At 75.0% G+C, this 20865-nt stretch carries 20 protein-coding genes; 9 read left to right on the top strand and 11 right to left on the bottom strand.

The annotated features are described in order from the left end of the window. Positions 1 to 85: 85 nt before the first annotated feature. From JOE68_RS10340 to JOE68_RS10330, 3 genes are read right to left on the bottom strand one after another with little or no spacing between them, the layout of a single operon-like run. Positions 86 to 2464: an ATP-binding protein gene (locus JOE68_RS10340; RefSeq protein ID WP_204842094.1), complete on the bottom strand. Its 2379-nt coding sequence runs from the start codon at positions 2462 to 2464 to the stop codon at positions 86 to 88. 6 nt (positions 2465 to 2470) lie between these two features. Continuing rightward, a complete protein-coding gene (locus JOE68_RS10335; RefSeq protein WP_204842093.1) occupies positions 2471 to 3082 on the bottom strand; it encodes a DUF6879 family protein in 612 nt (203 codons plus the stop codon). Next, a complete protein-coding gene (locus tag JOE68_RS10330; RefSeq protein ID WP_204842092.1) occupies positions 3075 to 3344 on the bottom strand; it encodes a hypothetical protein in 270 nt (89 codons plus the stop codon). The genes JOE68_RS10335 and JOE68_RS10330 overlap by 8 nt, the downstream gene beginning before the upstream one ends. Before the next feature lie 816 nt (positions 3345 to 4160). On the opposite strand from JOE68_RS10330, the gene JOE68_RS10325 reads away from it, so the two are divergent. Continuing rightward, positions 4161 to 4607, top strand: coding sequence for an RDD family protein (locus JOE68_RS10325; RefSeq protein WP_204842091.1), 447 nt, complete (start codon positions 4161 to 4163; stop codon positions 4605 to 4607). Positions 4608 to 4661: 54 nt separating this feature from the next. Here the strand turns inward: JOE68_RS10325 and JOE68_RS10320 are convergent, their stop codons facing one another. Beyond that, positions 4662 to 5828: a hypothetical protein gene (locus JOE68_RS10320; protein ID WP_204842090.1), complete on the bottom strand. Its 1167-nt coding sequence runs from the start codon at positions 5826 to 5828 to the stop codon at positions 4662 to 4664. A gap of 256 nt (positions 5829 to 6084) precedes the next feature. Here JOE68_RS10320 and JOE68_RS10315 point away from each other — a divergent pair, with 256 nt between their 5' ends. The 3 genes from JOE68_RS10315 (at position 6085) to JOE68_RS10305 (ending at position 7206) form a co-directional block, all read left to right on the top strand. Continuing rightward, the gene (locus tag JOE68_RS10315) at positions 6085 to 6234 is read left to right on the top strand and encodes a hypothetical protein (RefSeq protein ID WP_204842089.1); all 150 of its coding nucleotides are present in this window, start codon (positions 6085 to 6087) and stop codon (positions 6232 to 6234) included. A 39-nt stretch (positions 6235 to 6273) separates the two neighbouring features. Then, positions 6274 to 6513 (top strand): hypothetical protein, encoded by a 240-nt coding sequence (locus JOE68_RS10310; protein WP_204842088.1) that lies wholly within the window; start codon positions 6274 to 6276, stop codon positions 6511 to 6513. A 117-nt stretch (positions 6514 to 6630) separates the two neighbouring features. Continuing rightward, on the top strand, positions 6631 to 7206 hold the full coding sequence (locus tag JOE68_RS10305) for a dihydrofolate reductase family protein (RefSeq protein ID WP_204842087.1): 576 nt from the start codon (positions 6631 to 6633) through the stop codon (positions 7204 to 7206). Positions 7207 to 7257: 51 nt separating this feature from the next. Here the strand turns inward: JOE68_RS10305 and JOE68_RS10300 are convergent, their stop codons facing one another. Then, a complete protein-coding gene (locus JOE68_RS10300; protein ID WP_307819617.1) occupies positions 7258 to 7824 on the bottom strand; it encodes a helix-turn-helix domain-containing protein in 567 nt (188 codons plus the stop codon). Between the two features lie 47 nt (positions 7825 to 7871). On the opposite strand from JOE68_RS10300, the gene JOE68_RS10295 reads away from it, so the two are divergent. Then, entirely contained in the window at positions 7872 to 8708 is an 837-nt protein-coding gene (locus JOE68_RS10295) for a class I SAM-dependent methyltransferase (RefSeq protein ID WP_204842086.1), read from the top strand. A gap of 12 nt (positions 8709 to 8720) precedes the next feature. On the opposite strand, the gene JOE68_RS10290 is transcribed toward JOE68_RS10295, so the two are convergent. Further along, a complete protein-coding gene (locus JOE68_RS10290) occupies positions 8721 to 9443 on the bottom strand; it encodes a catalase family protein (RefSeq protein ID WP_204842085.1) in 723 nt (240 codons plus the stop codon). A gap of 78 nt (positions 9444 to 9521) precedes the next feature. Continuing rightward, positions 9522 to 10646: a cytochrome P450 family protein gene (locus JOE68_RS10285; RefSeq protein ID WP_204842084.1), complete on the bottom strand. Its 1125-nt coding sequence runs from the start codon at positions 10644 to 10646 to the stop codon at positions 9522 to 9524. A gap of 111 nt (positions 10647 to 10757) precedes the next feature. On the opposite strand from JOE68_RS10285, the gene JOE68_RS10280 reads away from it, so the two are divergent. Both JOE68_RS10280 and JOE68_RS10275 read left to right on the top strand, forming a co-directional pair. After that, the gene (locus JOE68_RS10280) at positions 10758 to 11240 is read left to right on the top strand and encodes a MarR family winged helix-turn-helix transcriptional regulator (RefSeq protein WP_204842083.1); all 483 of its coding nucleotides are present in this window, start codon (positions 10758 to 10760) and stop codon (positions 11238 to 11240) included. 439 nt (positions 11241 to 11679) lie between these two features. Continuing rightward, the gene (locus tag JOE68_RS10275) at positions 11680 to 12042 is read left to right on the top strand and encodes a PLD nuclease N-terminal domain-containing protein (protein WP_204842082.1); all 363 of its coding nucleotides are present in this window, start codon (positions 11680 to 11682) and stop codon (positions 12040 to 12042) included. A gap of 43 nt (positions 12043 to 12085) precedes the next feature. Here JOE68_RS10275 and JOE68_RS10270 read toward each other — a convergent pair whose 3' ends face one another. From JOE68_RS10270 to JOE68_RS10260, 3 genes are read right to left on the bottom strand one after another with little or no spacing between them, the layout of a single operon-like run. Next, a complete protein-coding gene (locus JOE68_RS10270; RefSeq protein WP_204842081.1) occupies positions 12086 to 12739 on the bottom strand; it encodes a response regulator in 654 nt (217 codons plus the stop codon). Continuing rightward, positions 12736 to 13818 carry a sensor histidine kinase gene (locus JOE68_RS31775; protein WP_307819616.1) on the bottom strand — a complete coding sequence of 361 codons (1083 nt, stop codon included), beginning with the start codon at positions 13816 to 13818 and terminating at the stop codon, positions 12736 to 12738. The genes JOE68_RS10270 and JOE68_RS31775 overlap by 4 nt, the downstream gene beginning before the upstream one ends. Before the next feature lie 11 nt (positions 13819 to 13829). After that, positions 13830 to 15296, bottom strand: coding sequence for a serine hydrolase domain-containing protein (locus tag JOE68_RS10260; protein WP_307819615.1), 1467 nt, complete (start codon positions 15294 to 15296; stop codon positions 13830 to 13832). 260 nt (positions 15297 to 15556) lie between these two features. On the opposite strand from JOE68_RS10260, the gene JOE68_RS10255 reads away from it, so the two are divergent. Both JOE68_RS10255 and JOE68_RS32200 read left to right on the top strand, forming a co-directional pair. Beyond that, entirely contained in the window at positions 15557 to 16321 is a 765-nt protein-coding gene (locus JOE68_RS10255) for a PP2C family protein-serine/threonine phosphatase (protein WP_204842079.1), read from the top strand. Beyond that, positions 16318 to 17760: an FHA domain-containing protein gene (locus tag JOE68_RS32200; RefSeq protein ID WP_204842078.1), complete on the top strand. Its 1443-nt coding sequence runs from the start codon at positions 16318 to 16320 to the stop codon at positions 17758 to 17760. Before JOE68_RS10255 ends, JOE68_RS32200 begins: the two co-directional genes overlap by 4 nt. A gap of 81 nt (positions 17761 to 17841) precedes the next feature. On the opposite strand, the gene JOE68_RS10245 is transcribed toward JOE68_RS32200, so the two are convergent. After that, positions 17842 to 20490 carry a M4 family metallopeptidase gene (locus JOE68_RS10245; protein ID WP_204842077.1) on the bottom strand — a complete coding sequence of 883 codons (2649 nt, stop codon included), beginning with the start codon at positions 20488 to 20490 and terminating at the stop codon, positions 17842 to 17844. Positions 20491 to 20865: the final 375 nt, after the last annotated feature.

The raw sequence follows: 20865 nt of genomic DNA, 5'->3' as shown, positions 1-20865 counted from the left end.
CGGGAGTGAGCCGTTCCCGCCCGGAGAGGCGCTGCCCCGGCAAGTCGCCCCGTGACCGGGTGCGCAGCACCGCCGGGAGGCTCGGTCAGGGCGGCGGGCGGAGGGATTCGACCTCGGCGAGGTGGCGGCGGGCGGTCGGGTCGTCGTGGGCGGCGAACAGGTCGGCCGCCTCCTCGAGCGCTTCCGCCGCGGCCCGCGGGTCCTCGGCCGCCGCCAGCGCGACGCCGAGGTTGCGCAGGGCGACCGCCAACCGCCACCGCTCGCCGAACCGGCGGAACACCTCCACCGCGTACCTGTGGAACCCGACCGCGTCACCGGGCCGGGCCGACTCCTGGTACGCCTCGCCCGTGGCGTCGAGCACGGCGGCTTCCCGCACCTGGTCGTCCAACTGGCGTTGCAGCGACGCGGCGCGCTGGTAGTGGACCAGGGCCTGCTCCGGGGCGCCCAGGGCCAGGAACACCCGCCCGGCCTCCAGCGACCAGAACGCGTCCCAGGCCCGGTTCCGGCGCTGCGCGGCGATCGACAGCGCGCCCTCGATGAACCGGCGGGCCGCCGACGGGTCGCCGAGGAGGCGGTGCGCGTGGCTCAAGCCGCGCAGCGCGTCGCCCTCGCCGCCGGGGATCGACAGCTCCCGGTAGCCGTCGAGCGCCTTGTCGAGCAGCGGCACGGCCTCGTCCGGCCGGTCCAGGTCGATGAGGGCGTTGGCGACGTTGTTGGCCGCGACGGCCTTCCAGTAGCCGTCGTCCAGTTCGTCCGCGATGGCCTCGCACAGCCGGAAGTGCCGCAGTGCCGCCGCCGGCCGGTGGTCGCGCAGGTGCGCCAGGCCGAGGGCGTTGACCGACGCGACCTCGCCGCGTCGGTCGCCGATCCCCCGCCGGATCGCCAGCGCCGCCTCCTGGAACCCGATCCCCTCCGCGCGGTCGCCCCGCTGGGTGTGCGCCTTGCCGAGGCTCTCCAGCGCGGCGGCCTCGGCCGCGCGGTCACCGCGGCGGCGCACCGCGTCCAGCCCGGCCGTGCCGGTGGCGATCCAGTCGTCGAAGTGGTTGTGGCGGGCGTAGACCTCGCGCAGGACGTCCGACAGCAGCGGCACGACGTCGTCCCGCCCCTGCTCGCCGAGGGCGCGGACCAGGGAGATCACGTTGCGGCGTTCGCGCTCGTACCAGGTCAGCGCGGCGTCGTGGTCCGCGAACGCCTGGCCGGGCACGTCGGGTGGCAGGACCGGCAGGTCGCGGTCGCGGGCCTCGGGCACGAGCAGCCGGACCGCGTTCCACGCCGTGTGCAGGCACCACAGCGCCAGGCGTTCCAGGGCCGCCGACGCCGACTCGGCCGGTTCGCCCGTCCGGGCCTGGTCGTTCGCGTAGAGCCGGAGCAGGTCGTGGAACTCGTAGCGGTCCGGCGCGGTGTTCTCCACCAGGTGCGCGCCCGCCAGGTCGTCCAGCAGGCGGCGGGCGGTCGGCACCGGCTCGCCGAGCAGCGCCGCGACCGCCGCGGGGCCGAAGTCGTCGCCCGGGTACACCCCCAGCAGGCGGAAGAGCCGGCTCGCCCCCTCCGACAGCGCCCGGTACGACCACGCGAAGACCGTCCGCACGGCGTCCGCGTCGTCGTCCGATCCCAGCGCGGTCCACAGGCTCGACTCGTCGCGCAGTTCGGCGACCAGGTCCCGCAGCGGCGTCCACGGCCTGCCGATGGCCCGTTCCGCGGCGATGCGCAGGGCCAGCGGCAGGCGTGCGCACAGCCGGGCCAGCTCCGCCAGGTCGCCGTCGTCGTCCCGGGAGCGGTACGGCCCGATCAGGTCGCGCAGGAGCGACACCGCTTCGTCGAGCGGCAGGACGTCCAGGCGCAGGCGGTGCGCCCCGTCCCGGGCCACCAGGCCGGCAAGCCGGTCGCGGCTGGTCACCAGCACCAGGGAACCCGCGGTGCCGGGCAGGAGCGGCCGGATCTGGGCCGGTGACGCGGCGTTGTCCAGCAGGATCAGGAACCTGCGGCCCGCGAGCAGCGTCCTGAGCAGCGCGGAGCGCGCGTCCACGTCGGCGGGCACCCGGCTCCCCGGGACGCCCAGCGCGCGCAGGAAGCGGTCCAGCGCCTCGTCCGGGCCCATCGGCGGCCCCGCGTCGTAACCGCGCAGGTTCACGTAGAGCTGGCCGTCCGGGAACGCGGCGGAGACCTGGTGCGCCCAGCGCAGGGCCAGGGAGGTCTTGCCCACCCCGGCGGTGCCCACCACGACGCACACCACCACGCGGTTCGCCGACTCGCCGGAGGCCCGGGTGAGGGAGCGGAGGTCCGCCGAGCGGTTGACGAAACCGCGCACGTCCGCCGGGAGCTGCCTCGGCACCGGGGGCTCGGGCCGCCCGGGGCGGTGGAAGTGCACACCACCGGTCACGTCACGGGCCTGGACGACTTCCCGCCCGCCACCGCCGAACTCGTTGTGCGTCTCGTCGTCGCCACGCGCCTCGGGAGGTGTCATGACCGGTCAGCCGGCCGTCGGCAACCGCCACGCGACCTCGCGATCGAAGAACGAGCCCAGCTCCTCGCCCCGGTCGTAGAGGGCGGCCACGACGCTCGTCCAGTACCGGACCTCGTCCTCGGCCACGCACTTCACCGCGCCGCTGACGGCGCCCCCGTCGTCGTACAGGACCTGGTAGGCGACTGCCCGCCCGAGCAGGAACAGCTCCGGCAGCACCGCGCCGCCGGTCTCCCACGCGGCGACCGGGCCGGGGCCGACCACGCGGATCTTCCCGCCCTCCTGCTGGCGGACGTGCAGCGACGTCAGCTCCCAGAGCAGGTAGGGGCTGATCGGGTGCTCGACCACGCGGACCCGCCGCACCTCCAGCCCGTTGCGGCCGAGCCTGCGCTCGTAGTCCGCCACCTCGGCGCGGTTGCGCTCCAGCAGGTCCAGGGACTTCGCCCAGTCGTCGCGGCGGGAAGCCTCCCAGCTCTCGTTCGCGGACTCGACGAACTCCTGCCGGCGTTCCAGCTTCCAGTTGACCCCGCTGTTGCCGTGCCAGAAGTTGTCGCCGAAGTCCCGCAGGTACTCGTCCACGCCCAGCCGGTCGCCGGTGAGGACGACGCCGTCGTCAGCCATCGGGTATCTCCGCCTTGGCGGAGCGGAGCATGACGCCGGGGATGACGACCAGCCGCTCGTCCGTGCCGATGTGCACGCCCTCGGGCAGGCGCGCCGCGTAGTCGGAGGTGAGGTCGCGGCCGATCACCGCCACGTCGCCGTTGGACAGCTCCCAGATGTCCGGGCAGGTCGGGTCGTCGTTCGTGACGCCCAGCTGGACGGCGGACCTGCCGAGCCGCCGGGCGAACTGCGCCACGGGATCGGCTTCCCAGGGACGACTCATCGGGCCTCCCGGTATTCGACACGGACGGCGAATAGGTTATGCGGTGCACATGCGGTGCGACAAATCGTTCATGCGGTGGTTCGAGGTTAACGGGCGCCTGTCGCCACAGGTCCGCACTTCTGCGGTGGTGGAGGTGTTCCTGCGTCCGCTTCGAGCCTTCTACCAGGTCTTCTGCGATGCTTCGGAGGGTTTTCACGCCGCGTGCAACTGTATCTTCGTGCTGGCCCGAACGGGTGTCACGCTGTCGTGGATAATCTTCGCCCGTGGTCATGGGTTGCCGTGTGCGGAGTAATTCCGGCACCGATTCCAGGGCTTCGGGCCGGTTGTCCGGCAGGTGCGCCCGCGGCGCTATTCCGTTATTCGGCGGCCATCCGTCCGACGCCGATCACCCGTCCGCGTGAGGCCCGACGGCACCAGCCGCCGGGCGGTGGTCCGCCGAGCCGGGGTCGACACGGCCACCCGCCGCCCCGCCCGGTCCGGGAGCGGTCGTCGAGCCGTAGTTCCACGGGGAGCGCGCTCCGCCGCGGCAGTACGTTGGCCCCGACGGGAACGAGGAGGGACCGTGCAGCCCGCGCCTTCGCCCCCGAGGAACCTCGGTCGCCGCTGGATCGCGCGGCTGGTCGACTGGCTGCTGGTGCTGGTGGTCACCTCGCCGGTGTGGGGGGGTGGCGGTCGGCCACCTCAAGCACAGCGCCGCGCTCACCGCCACCTCCTTCGCCGACGACGGTGTGCTGCGCGTTGTCCCTGCGCTGGGGCGATGTCGGTGACAGCGCGTACGCCGGTGCGTCCGAGGTGTGGGGTTCGGTCAGCTCGACGGTGATTGCGACCGCGGCGGTGCAGGTGTCGGCCGTGGCGCTGTACGACTTCGTCGCCCACGCCTGGCTGGGCCGCACCCTCGGCAAGGCGCTGGTCTCGTTGTCGGTGGAGCCGGTGGACGGCGCGCGGCGGGTGCGGCCGGGGCGGGCGCTGGTGAGGTCGGCGCTGACCGTGCTGCTGCCCGGCGCGGGGTGGGTGGTGCTGATCGCCGCCGTGCTGCGGCTGGACTTCCTGCTCGCCCTGCTCGGCGTGGCGCTGTTGGCGCTGTCCCTGGCCGAGTGCCTGTCGCTGCGCGGCAGGCTGCCGTGGCGGCTGGAGGTCTTCCTCGTCGACGCCTGCCGGCTGGAGGTGCTGCGCCAGTTCGGCAGCACCCACCAGTTCCGCCACCTGGCGCTGCAGCACCGGCTGGCCGCGCGACCCGAGCCCGGTCCGCCCGCGCCGCGCTGACCGGCGGTGCGCGGGGGTCGCCGTCGGGACGCGCCGGTCCCCGGCGCGCCGCGGTCACAGGTTGGCGCGGTTCAGGCGTTCGACGAGGCTGGGGCGGCGTGCGTAGTCGTCCCGCAGGGTCGCGCAGCGCCGGGTGAACTCGGCGGTGCGGCCGTCGCGGCGGGCCAGGGCCCGCAGGTCGGCGAGGAGTTCGACGGCGGTGTCGTAGTCGGCGGGTTTGTAGGTGGCGATCAGGGCATGGACGCGCTCCCAGGCGCCCGCCCGGTCCTCGGCCAGCCTGTCCAGGCGTCGCTCGTGGGCAGCGGCCCTGGCGGCTTCGCGGCGGGCTTCCTCCTCGGCGAGCTCGGCGGCCTCCCGGTCGTGCCGCGCGGTGCGCCTGCGGGCCGTTTCGTCCAGGAGGTCGGCCACGGTGCGGCCAGGCGGGGCGGTGGTGCCGGCGGGCGCGGCTTCGCGGTGGAAGCGGTGCAGCAGTTCGGTTCGCACCGCCGCGGCCTCGTTGCGGACGACGCGCAGGAGCAGCCGGTCCTTCTCGGCGGCGGGCAGTCCCGTCAGCCAGGTCGCCAGGCGCTCGGGGTCTTCGGCGGTCCTGTCGCGCGGAGGGCTCGCCTCGGCCGCCACCGCCAGCAGGTCGTCGTCGAGGCGCAGGAACCCGGCCAACGCGCGTTGCGGTGCGGTGAGCGCGCGCAACCCGGGCGGCACGGGCGGTTCGACGTCGTTGTCGGCCTCGCGGTCGAAGGCGCACTCGTCGCGTTCCCACGTGCCGTACGCGGCCAGCCACGCCAGGTACAGCGCGCGGTGGTCGCCGGTGGCCAGCTCGTGCCGGACGCCGATGATGGCGGACAGCGCCCCCGTCGGGTCGTAGTCGCCGTCCTCGGCCTCCGCGTCGTCGTTCGCCAGGTCGAGGACGAGGTGCTCGTCGGTGGTCCACCACTCGACCTGGTCGTCGACGCGGTACGGCTCGACCGCGGCCGGGTCGAGCAGGGTGAGCGGGAGGCGGAGCAGGACGCGCCGCGTGCCCCAGTCGGTCAGGTGGAGGTGGGCGTCGTAATAGCGCTCCACCAGTTCGTCGGGGTCGCCGCGGAAGTCGCCCCAGTGGTATTCGTTGACGAAACTCGTATCGGTGATCTCCGCGCGGGTCGACAGCGCGCGCACTTCGGCTTGCGCTTGTTCGTCCAGTGGTCGGTCTTCCGCGAGGAACTCGTAGTACTGGTATTCGCTCAACGCCTGTCCTGCGTGTCGGGACCGGTGGGCCGAGTCGTGCCCGGGGGGTGAATCGGTGTCGGGCGCCAATCTAGCGCCTGGCGCCCCGGGAGTGCAGCCCGAGTGCCCGGACGGCGTCGAAGTTGTTGCTCCGCATGGGTTACGGGTCTGTCGGCGAACGCGTCCGCGTTCGACAACGCGGTTACCGCCGGGGTGCGGCGGGGTAACCGCGAGTGGGAGGGGAGCCATGAGTCGCAGGATGAAGGTGTTTTCGGGTGTGACTTTGCTCGTCCTGCTCGCATCGGGTGTCGTCCTGCCCAGCGTGCGGAGCGGGAGTTTCACCGCCGACGTGTCGGCGATGACGACGGTGGTGGTCTGCGCCCTGGTCGGGGGCACGATCCTCGGAATGGGTGATCGCAAGGAGTAGTCGGTTTTTCGCGTGATCCACGGTGGTAGCCGTGCGGACATGGGGAACAAGACGGAGGATTCGCTGCGGTCCTGGGCGGCGCGCAATCGGCGGTCGGTGTGGGTGCTCGGCGCGCTGGTCGCCTACGTCCTCGCGGTCGGGGCCAACCTGCTGGTCCGGTCGGCGCTGCACGGCTGGGCGTGGCACGACGGGATGCTCAGGTCCTCCCTGATCATGTCCGTGGGGGCGCCCTTGGCCGCGTTGGTCATCCCGCTGGCGGAGCGGCGGCGCGAGGGGTGAGCCGTGCGCGGTCTAGGACCGGGGTGGGGTCACACTCCCCGGTGCGATGTGTCGAAACCGGAGGTCCCCGTTCGACGCACCGGTGACAGCACCCGAGAACGGACCGAGGAGCACCCGATGCGCACCCTGATCACCACCGCTTTCGTCTCGCTCGACGGCGTCGTGGAGGCCCCTGGCGGAGAACCGGGCTACCGCAACACCGGCTGGACCTTCAACGACCTCGAGTTCGACGAGGCCGCCTACGGGATCAAGGGCCGCGAGCAGGACGAGGCCGCCGCCGTGCTGATGGGCCGGGTCAGCTACCAGGCGTTCTCCCCGGTGTGGCCGGGGATGACCGAGGAGTTCCCCCGCTACAACGCGATGCCGAAGTACGTGGTGTCCACGACGCTGCGGGAGGAGGACCTGGTCGGGAACTGGGGTGAGACCACCGTCCTGCGCTCCCTGGACGAGGTCGCGGCGCTCAAGGGGGGCGAGGGCGGGCCGATCATCGTCCACGGCAGCGCCACCCTCAACCGCGGCCTGTCCGACGCCGGCCTGGTCGACCGCTACCACCTGCTGGTCTTCCCGGTGCTGCTCGGCGCGGGCAAGCGGCTGTTCAGCGACACCGACAAGGACAAGCAGAACCTGAGGCTCGTCGAGAGCGAGACCTACTCCAACGGGATCGTGAAGCTGGTCTACGACGTCGTCCGCTGACGGGCGGACCGTCCACACCGGACCGTCCACGCCGGACGGACCGCGGGCGCGTCACGCCCCGTGCAGGTGGGTGCGCTCGCCCTCGTGGTCGAGGATGGTCAGGATCTCCACCGGGCCGCCGTGCGCGCCGACGGCGTGCGGGGTCATGGTGGAGAACTCGGCCGCGTTGCCCTCCTGGACCAGGACGACCCGCTCGCCCAGGTGCAGGCGGGCGGTGCCGGACAGGACGGTGAACCACTCGCGGCCGGGGTGCACCTTGAGGTGGTCCGAGCCGGTCGGCCGGTCGGGGGTGATGCGCATCTTCGCCACCGCCACGCCGTGCGCGGAGCGCTCCCCGGACAGCAGCCAGCTCGTCAGCCCCGGCGTGTGGCAGGGCTCCGGGCGGATCACCACGTCCTCGTCGTCGTGGGACTCGACCAGCCGGTCGAGGGTGGTGCCGAGGGCCCGCGCGATGGGCACGAGCTGGTCGAGGGCGATCCTGCGGTGCCCGGTCTCGATGCGGCTCAGGGTGGACGGGCTGAGGTGGCTGCGGGTGGCCAGCGCGTCCAGCGTCCACCCGCGGGCCAACCGCAGGCCGCGGATGCGCCGGCGGATCACGGCTTCCCATTCTTGCTCCACGCGCAAGAGTGTATGCCAGTCACGCAGGAAGCGCCTAGCTTGGAGTCATGCACCAACACCACGCACACCACCACCACCACGACGAGTCGGGGATGGCCGACGTGCTCGACCTGGACGCCGAGGTGTTCGGCCCGTACCTGGACGAGCTGACCGGGTGGGTCGCCGGGCACGTGCCCGGCGACCCGCGGACCATCGCCGACGCAGGCGCGGGCACCGGGGTCGGCACGGTGGCCCTGGCCCGGCGCTTCGAGCACGCGCGGCTCGTCGCGATCGACCGGTCGCCGGTGGTGCTCGACCGGCTCAGGGCCGCGGCGCTCCGGCAGGGCCTGACCGACCGGCTGCGGGTCGTGGCGGCGGACCTGGACGCCGCCTGGCCCCCGATCGGCCCGGTGGACCTGGTGTGGGCGTCCTCGTCGCTGCACCACGTCGAGCACCCCGACCGGCTGCTCGGCGACCTCCGCGCGGCGCTGGGGCCGGACGGCCTGGTCGTGGTCGTCGAGATGGACGGGCTGCCGCGCTTCCTCCCCGACGACGTCGGCGTCGGCCGGCCCGGTTTGGAGGCGCGCTGCCACGAGGTGGCCGCGCGGGCGGGGTGGAACGCGCACCCGGACTGGCGCCCCCACCTGGAGCGGGCGGGGTTCGAGGTCGTCGGGCAGCGCGGCTTCCCCGTCGAGGTGGACCCGGCGCCGCGCGCCGCCGCGCGCTACGCGCGCACCCTGCTGGGCGCCCTGCGCTCCGCCCACGGCGACCGGCTGGCGGCGGACGACCGCGACGCCCTCGACCGCCTGCTGGCCGACGACACCCCGGAGTCCCTGTCGCGCCGCGGCGACCTGGCCGTCCGCGGCAGCCGCACGGCGTGGGCCGCCCGCCCGTCACCCGCCTGAGCGGCGGGCCGCTCAGCGGTGCCCGGCCGCGCCCCGGGCGCGCTGGGAGGCGCGGTAGGTCGGGCCGCGGAGCCGGTTGAGCCGGCCGTGCGGGTGGAGCCGGTCCAGCGCGTGGGCCACGACGTCGAAGGCGGGGTCCTCGCCGCCCCGGCACGGCCCGAGCAGGGTGAGGGTGGCGACCGGTTGCCAGCGGCCGACCGGCCCGGCCACCGCGACGCGGTAGGTGATCGGTCGGGTCGTGCGCGCCAGCGCGGCCAGGTCGACGGGGAGGCGGCGGTCCGGGTCGGCGGGGATCGCGGCCAGGAGCCGGGTCCGCCCGCCGACCCGGTAGGGCAGCAGCGACGTGAAGGTGGTGGCGAAGTCGCGGCGGGGCGTCAGCAGGTGGCGGAGCACGGGGCGGCTGCCGGTCGTGGCCAGCGCCAGGTCCAGCGGGGAGCCCTCGCCGTCGGCGTCGACCACGCGGACGGCCAGGCCGAGCACGTCCGGCAGGGCGCGCGGGGTGGAGACGGCCTTGGACAGGCGCACCAGCGCCCGGTGCTCCGCGGGCCGGTCGAGCAGCGGCACGCCGAAGCGCTGCGCCCGCGACACGGTGAACACGGCGTCGAACACCACGCCGTGCGGGTGGAACAGGCGCTTGCCGCGGAGCGCGGCGCCCACCCTGACCAAACCGGTGACGAACCGGGTCGGCGCGCCGGTCCCGTGGCGGACCGGCGACGTCTGCGCGGCGGTGTTCATGGCGACCCCTCCGTCGGTCGGGCCCGACTGGGGTTCCCCAGCCCGCCGGCGTCACACCGCCGGCGGGCGGGGGAGCGCTCACCGCAGCCGAACGGGGAGTTCGCGCAGGCGGCTGCCCGCGATGCCGCCCGGCGAGCTGTGGCGCAGGTCCCGGTACGGCACGGCCAGCCGGGCGCGGGGGTGGTGGGCCCGGATCGCCCCGGCGAGCGCGCGCAGTTCGAGGTGGGCCAACCGGGCGCCGGGGCAGTGGTGCGGGCCCGCGCCGAAGACGAGGTCGGCGGCGTCGCGCCCGAGACCCCGGCCGGCGGTCCGGATGTCGACGAGGACGGGCGAGCGGGCGGGCAGGCGCGTCCCGGCGAGGTCGACCCCGGTCGAGGTGAAGCGCCACAGGGTGAAGGGCGCCGGCGGGTGCTCGCGGAGGGTGTCCCGGACGAGGTCGTCGTCGTCGCCGGGGGCGGTCGGGTCGCCGAGCAGGCGCGCCACGAGGAACCCGGCGGTGAGGTCGGTCGTGAGCTGCCCGGCGAACAGGAGCGTGAAGACCTGGTAGTGGAGGTCCCGCGGCGTGCTGCCCGGGGGCATCCGCGCGGCCAGTCCGGCGACCGCTCCGCCGCCGGCGAGCGCGGCGGTCGCCAGGTCCGCGAAGCCGGCCATGGCCTCGCCGACGTGGGCCGGGTAGTCGGCGTGCAATAGGCGGCAGGCGTCGATCGCCGCGTCGACGTGCTCGGGCCCGACCCCGAGGAGGTCGCACAGGACGGCCAGGGGGTAGCGGGTGGTGAAGTCCTGGACGAGGTCGACCTCGTCGGGGCCGAGGCGCGCGAGCAGCCGCCGCGCGGTGGCGAGCACCCGGGGGTAGGCCGCCCGCAGCCGCGCCGGCCCGAACAGCGGCGCGAACGCCCGCCGCAGCCGGACGTGCGCCGCGCCGTCGAGCGTGGTCACCGAGAGCTGCTCGGCGGCGGTGGGTTCCAGGCCGGCCGTGCGGGGGTCCCAGTGCGCGGGCGCCAGCGCGGGGTCCTTGGCGAACCGGGGGTCGGCCAGGACCTCGCGGGCGAGGTCGGCGTCGGTGACGATCCAGACCGGTCCGCCCGCCGGGGCCGTGGCCCGGACCACGGGGGCTTCCCGCGGTCCGGTCCGGGGCGGCTCCGGGTCGTCGAGCCGGCGGGTCCACGCGGAGAACGGGCAGCTGACGACGGGTGCGTCCGACATGGTGTGCCTTTCGGGAGCCGGGAGTCGCCCCAATATAGCTGCGTCACGCAGATACTGTGTGAAGCAGATGCTGTCCTATGCAGTGGCTGTGCGGTGCAGTACGCTGAGCCGGTGGAGGAAGTCGTGGCGGACCGGTCGCCGGAGGGCCGGCGGTCGGAGGTCCTGCGGGCCATCGCCCGGTGGCAGATCCCGGTCGTCCAGCTCAACGGGCTGATCGCCGAGCGGCTGGGCATGACCTGGACCGACCTCCAGGCGCTGTACGTGCTGGCCAACCACGGCCCGGCCACCCCGGGCGAGCTGGCCCGCCGCGTCAACCTGACCAGCGGTTCGGCGTCGCGGATGATCGAACGCCTCGTGCGCGCCGGGTACGCGCGCCGGGTGCCCGACGAGCACGACCGGCGCAAGGTGCTCATCGAGCCGGTCGACAGCGCGGTGGAGCGCGTCGGCCGCCTCTACGACAGCCTGAACGACCGCCACCGCCAGGCCCTGGCAAGCCTCGACGACGGCGAGTTGGCGGCCCTGCTGCGGTTCGTGGAGACCGCCACGCGGCAGACCGACGAGGAGGTCCGCCACTTCCGGGACGGGTCCGGCTGACGGTCGGGCGCCCTGCCCCCGCGCCGGATCGCTTGCACCGAACGGGTGATCCGCGGCGGTGCGCACATGAGCGGGCGCCCCGGCGGTACCCGTGTCGTCTACGGCGCAGGGCGGGACCTGGGCGGACGGGGAGGCTGGTCATGCGCTTCGGCAACACCCGGGTCGAGTTCCTGGGTGGGCGGGCGGGCTGCCTGACGATGCTGGTCATCTCGATCGTGGCGTCGATCCTGCTCACCGTGCTGCTCAACGTCCTGCTGTGAGGTCCGCGGTCGCCTCGGTCCGGTTCCACCCGTGACCACGCCGGGTAGTCGCGCCGACGAGGACTCGTGAGCGGGATCTGTCGACCTCACCACGAATAGCGGTCCCTCACCCGTATTCCGCGTATGCCGGTTGTGCGCTCTGCGCTACTCTGCGTCAACGACTTTGGGGGTTGTTGGCGATGTTCTACTTCGGGGGCCTCTTCGGCGTGCTCACGCTGGGCCTGTGGCTGTTCTGCCTGGTCGACGTCATCACGACCGACGACGGCGACGCCCGCAACCTGCCGAAGTTCGGCTGGTTGCTGATCGTGCTGTTCTTCCCGCTGGTGGGGTCGATCGCCTGGCTGGTCGCGGGCCGGCCGGCGGGGGTGGTCCGCGCGCCGCGGGCCTACGAGCGCGGCGCGCCCGCCTTCCCCGAGTACGACCGCCCCGGCCGGTTCGCCGCGTCCGACTCCGAGTCGGACGCGGAGTTCCTCCGCCGGTGCCGCGCGCGTGCCGAGGAGCAGCGGCGCAAGGCCCGGGAGGCCGAGGGGGAGGCCGGGTAGGCCGCCACCCCGCCCCGGCGCGGGCGCGACCGGGCCCGGCCGCTCAGTCGGCGGTGAGCCCCGCTTCGTGGGCCAGGATCGCGGCCTGGACGCGGTTGGCCAGGCCCAGGCGGGTCAGGATGGTGCTCACGTGGCCCTTCACCGTGCCCTCCACCAGGTCCAGGCGGGCGGCGATCGCGGCGTTGGACAGGCCCGCCGCCAGCAGCGCCAGGACCTCCCGCTCGCGCCGGGTCAGCGCGTCGGTCCTGGTCCGGGCGGTCGCCGCGCGGGTCAGGCGGGTGGTGCGCAGGCCGGCGATCACCCGTGCCGCCACCGCCGGGGCCAGGTAGGCGCCGCCGCCCGCCACCGCGTGCACGCCCGCCAGCAGCTCGCGCGGGTCGCCGGACTTGAGCAGGAAGCCCTGCGCGCCGCCGTCCAGCGCCCGCGCCAGGTACTCGTCGTCGCCGAAGGTGGTCAGGATGGCCACCGCGACCGCCGGCGCGGCGCGGGCGATCTCGGCCGCCGCGGTCAGGCCGTCCAGCACGGGCATCCGGACGTCCAGCAGCGCCACGTCCGGCCGGTGCGCCAGGGCCAGCTCCACCGCCTCCCGGCCGTCGGCGGCCTCGGCGACCACCGCCACGGCCGGGTCGGCGGCCAGGATGGCCCGCACGCCGGCCCGGATCATGGCCTCGTCGTCGGCCAGCAGCACCCGGATCACGGTCCCCCCTCGTGCGGCAGGGTGGCGACCACCCGGAAGCCGCCGTCGCCCCGGCCCGCCTCGAACGTGCCGCCGACCAGCCGGACGCGCTCCCGCAGCGCGGTCAGGCCCGCGCGCCCGCCCGGTCCCCGCCGCGCCGCCGCCGGCACGGCGTTGGTCACCGACACCGTCGTCGCCGAGCCGGTGTTCACCACCCGGACGCGGACCGGGGAGCCGGGTGCGTGCTTCGCGGCGTTGGTCAGCGCCTCCCGCACCACGTGCCGCGCGGTGCGGTCGGCGAGGTGGGGCAGCGACCGCGGGCCCGCCCAGTCCACGGTGGCCGGCACGCCCGCCGCCACCGCCCGGGCCACCAGGGTCTCCACGTCCTCGGGGGCCGGGTCCACCGGCGGCGGCTCGCCGGCGCGCAGCAGGGCCACCAGCTCGGCCAGCCGCTCGGTGGCGGTGGCGGCGGCGGCGCGCAGGTCCGCCACGGCCGCCCGGTGGCCCTCGGCCAGGTCGGGCGCCAGTTCCAGCGCCCCGGCCCGCAGCGCCAGCAGGCTCAGCTCGTGCCCGAGGGTGTCGTGCACGTCGTGCGCGATCCGCGCGCGCTCCCGGAGGTGGACGTGCGCCGCTGCCGCCGCCGCCAGGTCGGCCTGCTGCCGGGCCGAGCGGCCGATCAGCCAGGGCAGCGCCACGGCGGCGGACAGCAGGAACAGCCCCGCGGCCCACGCGCCCGCGCCGACGAGGACCGGCGGGAGGAGGCCGACCCCGAACGCCGCGAGGGCCGGTCCCGGGCGGGGCGACCGGCGACCGGCCAGGAACGCGAGCACGCCCAGGGCGGCGGCCAGGGCCACGCTCCACGGCGGCACCGCGTCGTCCACCGCCGCCGCCAGCGCCGAGGCGGTGGCCGCGCACACGCCCAGCGCCACCGCCGGGCGCGGGCCGAGCAGCGCCGCCGCGACCGCCGGCGCGAGGACGGCCCCCGCGAAGGCCCACCCGGTCGGCCCGTCCGCGGACAGGGCGATGGCGGTCAGCAGCGCCACCAGCACGGCCACCGCCCACGGCGGCACGTGCGCCCACCGGGTCCGCGGGATCCTCACGGCCACCGACGCTACCCCGCGGCCACTCGGCGCAGCCGCACCAGCGCCACGGCCCGGGTGACCAGCACGGCGGCGTTCACGGCGCTCGCCACCACCAGCCAGGCGACCAGGGCGGGCGAGTAGTGGGCGAGCTGGGCGTGCGTGATGTCCCGGCCGCCCGGGTACAGCAGCCCCGCGAGGTCCGGCAACGCGACCAGGGCGGCGATCGGCACGAGCCGGTGCGCCTGCCGCAGCGCCTGCCGCCACCACGGGCGGCGCGGCGCCCACGCGGCGGTGCGCCGGAGGGCGCGGACGCCCAGCACCGCGCTCGACGCGGTCAGGGCGGCCAGGACCAGGTCGACGGCCCACCGCGAGCGGGTCTCCGGGACCCCGCCCTCCAGCAGCACCGCCAGGCCGTCCTCCAACCCGCCGGTCCCCTCGTTGCCCAGGGCGACACCGCTGTTGGCCATCACGGCGATGCCGTAGCCGGAGGGCAGCAGGACCTGGCCCGCCGCGTAGGTGAACCAGATGCCGCCGTGCCGCACGCGCCCGCCGTAGGTGTCCCAGCCCATGCCGTACGTCCAGCGCGGGTCCGCCGCCGTGTGCATCGCCTCGACGCCCTCCGCCGAGACCAGCCGCACGCCCTCGGCGGTCCGGCCGCCGTTGGACTGCACGACCAGCCACCGCGCCATGTCCTCGGCCGTGGTGACCACGTCGTCGGAGCCCGCCACGAAGCGCTCCGGCTCCGCCACCGCGATCGACGCCCCGTACGCGTGAACGTGCCCCTTCTCGACGCCGGCGGGCAGGTCGCGGGGGGTGAGGGTGATGGCGGTGGTGGACGTCATGCCGGCGGGCCCGAACACGTGGCGCCGGAGGTAGTCGGCGTAGCGCTCGCCGCTCACGGCCTCGACCAGCCGCCCGGCCAGGTGGAAGTTGGTGTTGGTGTAGGTGTGCCGCGTGCCCGGGTCGGTGGCGAGGGTCGCGGCGTTGGCGCGGGTGACGGCGTCCGCGGGCGAGCGCGGTTGCGGCAGGCTCTTCTCCGGCAGCGTCCCGTCGGTGATGCCGGAGGTCTGGCTGAGCAGGTGGCGGACGGTGATCGCGGCCCCGCGCGGGTCCGCGAGGCGGAAGCCGGGCAGGTGGCGGGCCACCGGGTCGTCCAGCCCGAGCCTGCCCCGCTCCACCAGCTGCAGCACGGCCAGCGCCGTGAACGACTTGCTGACCGACGCCACGGGCATCGGCGTCGACCCCGTCACGGCCGCGCCCGACGACCCCCGGCCGTGGCCGGTGACGTGCACCACCCGGTCGCCCCTGGTGATCGCGACCGCGACGCCGGGGTAGGCGGCGTCCTCGGCGTAGTCCGCGACGAAGCGGTCGATCGCCGCGAGGTCGGGCCCGCCCGGCGCGCCGACCGCCGTTCCGGGCGCCGACACCGCCGCCGACACCGCCGCCAGCACGGCCAGCACGGCGACCGTGACCGTTCGGCTCCTGCCACTGTCCACTGCGCGCTCCCCGTCGTTCCGGATCAACGCCGGTGACGCTAGGAAGCGCGGCGGCGCGGAGCACGACCCGAAGGGCACGGCGCCGCCCTGACTTTCGTCAGGGTGCGGGGGTGGTCCGGGCCGGGGTGTTCCGGCACCGGGTGCGCGCGTCCGCGGCCGGTGCTCCACCCTGTGCGTGCAACGATCTCGCAGCGGCCGGCGATGTGAGACGCGAGTGAGGCGGTCGTCTTCGGTGCGACTGCCCTGGTAGGAGGCCATGCATGGGCGTGCGGACTGGTGCCGCGTCCGACATCGGGTTGGTGCGCGAGTCCAATGAGGACAGCCTGCTGGTCGGTTCGGCGGTGTTCGCCGTGGCCGACGGGATGGGCGGGCACGCCGCCGGCGAGGTGGCCTCCGCGATGGCCGTCGAGCACCTGCGGGCGCTGGACGGGCGGGACGACCTGCGACCGGACGACATCCGGGACGCGCTGGCCGCGGCGAACACCGCCATCCGGGCGGCCGGGCAGGCGGACCCGGAGCGGACCGGGATGGGCTCGACGGTCACCGGGCTGGCGCTGGTGGCGCAGGCCGGGTCACCGCACTGGGTGGTGTTCAACCTCGGCGACTCGCGCGTGTACCGGTACGCCGGCGGCGTGCTGGAGCTGCTGACGGCGGACCACTCGGAGGCGGCCGAGCTGGTGGCGGCCGGGCGGCTCACCCCCGAGCAGGCGCGGACCTCGCCGTTCCGCAACGTGATCACCCGGGCGCTGGGCGTCCACCACGGGGTCGACCCCGACCACCTGGTGATCCCGGCGGTCGCCGGCGAGCGGTTCCTGCTGTGCTCCGACGGGCTGAACGGCGAGCTGGACGACGACCGGATCGCCGCCGTGCTGCGCGCCACGCCCGACCCGGGCGCCGCCGCCGAGGAGCTGGTGCGGCAGGCGGTGGCGGCCGGCGGGCGGGACAACGTCACGGTCGTGGTCGTGGACCACGTCCCCGACGACACTCCCGAGGACGGAGGGGCCCCGCCCGGGAGCGCGCCGTGACCGGCTACGTGCCGGGCTCCGCGATCGCCGTGGTGGCGGACGGGACGTGGCTGCTGATCGGCGTCGCGCCGGGCTCCGCGGTGGTCCGCCGGTGCTGGGAGCTGGCGCGCGCCGGGTCCGGTCTGGACGACGTGCTGGGCGCGCTGGCGCACGACGGGCCGCGGGGGGTGGGCGGCTTCGCGCTCGTGCGGTGGGCCGACGACGAGCGGCGGGTCGTCGTGCGGGGTGACGCCGTGGTGGGCGTGGTCGGGCCCGACGGGGTGGCGCTGGAGCTGCACGACGACGGCGCGGGGCCGTGGGTGGACACCGGCCTGCCGCACGAGGTGCTGGAGATCCGGCTGGCGGCCGGCGACGGCGTCGAGCCGCCGGTCGAACTGCCGGTGGAGCGCGGTGTGGTGCCGGCGTCCCGGCTGGTGGCGCGGGCCGCCGACCTGGTCCTGGGCGCGCCCGCGCAGCCCCCGGACCTACCCGCGGAGGTCCCGGGCGCGTCCGCGGAGGCCCCGGCGCAGATGCCTGCGCAGGTCCCGGGCGTGCCCGCGCAGCCCTTGGGCGCGCCTGCGCAAGCCCTGGGCGTGTCCGCGCAGTCCCTGGGCGTGCCAGTGCACCCCCAGGGCATGTCCGCGCAGGTCCAGAGCGCGCCTGTGCAGTCCTTGGGCGCGCCCGCGCAGGCCCTGACGCAGGTGCCTGCTCAGGTCCCAGGCGCGCCCGCGCAGGCCCCGGTGCAAGCGCCCGCGCAGTTCCCGGACAGGTCCGCGGAGGCCCCGACGCAGGTGCTCGCGGAGGGGGTGGTGCGCAGCGCGGTGGCGGAGCTGCCGACCGCGGTCGCGTCGCTGCCGCCGGTCGGCGCCGCGGCGCCGGGGTCCGCGCCCACCCCGGACCCGCCTTCACCGGGGACCTGGCCGCGCCGCGGCCCCTCGCCCGGCGGCCCCTCGCCCGGCGGCCCCTCGCCCGGCGACGCCCGGCACGGGGACCCGGGCGGCGTGCCGCGGGTGCGAGCGGTCGCCTGCCCCGCGCGGCACCTCAACCCCGAGCGCGCCGTCGCCTGCCGGGTGTGCGGTCGGCGGCTCGCGGCGCAGGACGCGCTCGTCGTCCCGCGACCGCCGCTGGGCGTCCTGCGGCTGTCCACGGGCGAGGCGGTCCTGCTGGACCGCGGCGTCGTCCTCGGCCGCGACCCGCAGGTGGCCGACCGCGGCCCGGCCCGGCCGCGCGCCGTCCGCTTCGCCAACCGCGGCAACGACATCTCCCGCAACCACGTCGAGGTCCGCCTCGACGGCTGGGACGCCCTCGTCGTCGACCTCGGCTCCAGGAACGGCACCGCGGTGATCGCGCCCGGCTGGTCGCCGCAGGCGCTCGCCGGCCTCGTCCCGACCCCCCTCGCGCCCGGCTCCCGGGTGGTGCTCGGCGACGGCGCGTCGTTCACCTACGAGGTGGCCGGCTGACCGCCGACGCGGCGCGGGGGCGGCTGCCCGCTCGGGTGAGCGGGCAGCCGCCCCCGTCAGGCGGTGCGGTCCGTCAAGCGGTCAGCAGGCGCCCAGGTCCTGCCACACGGCCCACGAGTTCGGGTGGCCCGGCTCGGCCCCCGTGGAGTACCAGGTGGACTTCCACTTGTGGCCGTTGTGCGAGACCTCGTCGTTGGGCACGTAAGCCCTCGCCGCCTCCCACGCCGGCAGGTCGCCGCAGCCGCCCGGGGAGCCGCTGGTGACCGTCAGGGTGTAGGTGGCGGTGTGGCTGGTGTCCGTGCCGGTGCCCGTCACCGTGATGGTGTAGGTGCCCTCGGGCGTGGTCGCCGAGGTGGCGATCGTCAGCCGCGAGGACTCACCGGACTCCACCGACAGCGGCGTGAACGTCGCCGTCGCGCCCTCGGGCAGGCCCGTCGCCGTGAAGTACACCTTGTGCGGCGAACCGGCGGTGGTCCTGGTCTCGACCGTGGTCGTGGCCGCGGCGCCCGCCTCGACGCTGCCGCTGGTCGGGTTCAGCGCCAGCGAGAAGTCGTTCGCCGGCGGCTCGCCGCCGACCCGCAGCGTGTACGTCGCCGAGTGCGACGCGTCGGCGCCGGCGCCCGTGACGGTCACGGTGTGGGTGCCGGCGGGCGTCGACCCGGACGTGGCCAGGCTGAGCCTGGCCGACTCGCCGGACGCGATGCTGGCCGGGGTGAAGGTGGCCGTCGTGCCCGCGGGCAGGCCGGTCGCCGACAGCACGACCTTCTGCGACTCACCGGAGGTGACCTTGGTGCCGACGGTCGTCGTCACCGCGCCGCCCGGGTTGGTGTCGCCGCTGCTCGGGTCCAGCGCGAGGGCGAAGTCGTTCACCGGAGGCGCGCTGCCGACCGTCAGGTTGTAGGTGACGGTGTGCGTGGTGGAGCCCTTGCCCTGGATGGTGATCGGGTAGGTGCCCGGCGCCACGCCGGCCGTGGCCTGCACGGTGATCGTGGCCGACTGGCCCGAGGTGACCGACTCCGGGCTGAACTTGACGCTCACGCCGGCCGGCTGGCCGGACGCGCTGAGCGCCACCGCGTGCGGGCTGCCGGACACGGTGGTGGTGCCGAGGGTCGAGGTGACCGTGCCGCCCGGCTGGACGCTGCCCGAGGCCGGGTTCAGCTGCAGGCTGAAGTCGTCGACCGGGACGGCCGTGCAGGTCGGCTCGCCGGCCTGGGCCGGGACGCTGATGGCCTGCCACGCCGCCTTGACGGTGTTGTACTGCGCGCAGGTCGGGTCGAGCGCCTTGGCCGCGGTCAGCGTCGCGACGCGGTACTTGAAGTGCGTCATGTTCGACGTCTTGAGCAGCATCGCGTTGTAGAACACGCGACCCGCCGCCTGGATGCCGATGCCGGTCACGGACGAGCCGTCGCAGGTCGGGCTGGCTGGCTTGCCGCCGCCCGGGTTGGAGCCCTCGGCGAGCAGGTAGAACCAGTGGTTCAGCGGACCGGCCGCCGCGTGCACCTCGGTGCCCGGGATGGCGCTGGACCAGCAGTTCGGGTGGTTGCCGACGGCCTTCGGGTTGTACATGTTGCGGATCGGGCCCTGGCCCACCAGGTTGACCGACTCGCCGACCAGGTAGTCCGGGGTGTCGAACGGCGCGGGCTCGGCGGCGTACGCCTCGGTCAGCGCGCCCATGATGTCGCCGGTGGCCTCGCCGAGGCCGGCCTCGCGACCGGCGCCGCCGGGCGTGTACTGGTCGATGGCGTGCCCGTGCTCGTGGCCGACCACGTCCATGGACGCGATCCACTGGTTGGCGTTGTTGCGGCCGATCTCGATGTGCTGGCCGGTCCAGTACGCGTTGACGCGGTCCAGGCCGACCTTCACCGTGACGCCGCGGCCGTTGCCGTCGATGCCGTTGCGGCCCAGCCAGTTCTTCAGCATGTCCCACTGCTTCTGGGTCGACCACAGGACGTCGGCGCAGCCGGTCTCCTTGCTGGTCGCCTTGCCGGTGCCGAAGGAGTTGGACGGCTTGCTGAACGGCTGGTTGGTCGAGTAGTCGACGCACCGCAGGCCGGGCCGGGTGTCGTCGACCGTGCTGTTGTTGCTGGTGTCGATGTTCAGCGGGTTGGGGCCGTTCCACTCGCTGTTGCCCGTGCCCGCCTTCACGTCGTCCACCAGGTCTTCGACCACGCCGTTCTGGGCGTTGACGTAGACGTGCAGGCGGCTCGGCTCGCCGTCGCGCTTGCCGGTGACGAGCACCTCGTACACGAGCTTGCCGTGCCCGTCGGCCAGCACGGACAGGGCGCCGCCCTCGACGCCGTCCACGGTGGGCAACTGGGCGCGGGCGATCTGCTTGGCCCGGTCGACACCGATCCGCGCCCTGGTGTCGACGGCCAGGCCGCCCTCGTTGGCGGCGACGGTCTCCAGGACCTTGCCCGCCGCGTCGGTGGCGACCACCGCGTCGCCGCCGATGACCGGCAGGCCCTTGTAGGTGCGGTCGTAGGAGACGTAGAACAGGTCCTTGCGGCCGGGCACGCCTCCGGTGTAGACCGCCTTGCGGTGGAACTGCTCGTCGGGGCCCTTGGCCAGGGCGTCCAGACCGGACGCGGCGGCCCGGTCGGCCGCGGCGGTGGCCAGGGTGATCGGACTGCCGGCCGGCGTGGCCGGCGCCGCTTGCGCGACGCTCGCCGCGGTCTGGACCGACAGCGCGGCCAGGCACGCGGCCAGGTAGACGCCGATACTGCGTTTCATGCCAGCTCCTCAGGCACGCAGGGAATACCGAGGACTCGGACGAGAATGTCCGGAGTCAGAAGTGGCGACCTCGATAAAACACGTCCCTGTGTAACGCGCATGGCGTAACCCATCGAGTATTAACCGTTGCCAGAGGCGTTGTGCTGGACTGTTCGGGGCAATATCCCAGGACCAGCCGCCGGGCTGGTCATACGAGGTGGTTTATGGCTTTCGGATATACCGCCGAACGGTCGCACGGAATTGTCCGGATCGGATTCGCGAGGGGTGTTCCGTCCGTTGTCGGTCATTGTCCGGATCGGGTCGCCCGGCGGGGGTGAGCGCGCGCCGGGCGTCGCCGGCCGCCCGGGCGCGGGGCCCGGCGGGGGTCCCGGGGAC

The organism is Saccharothrix algeriensis (assembly GCF_016907655.1).
Classification (GTDB): domain Bacteria; phylum Actinomycetota; class Actinomycetes; order Mycobacteriales; family Pseudonocardiaceae; genus Actinosynnema; species Actinosynnema algeriense.
Note: the sequence above shows the minus strand (reverse complement) of the source record. Positions and strands in the feature narration are given on the sequence as shown.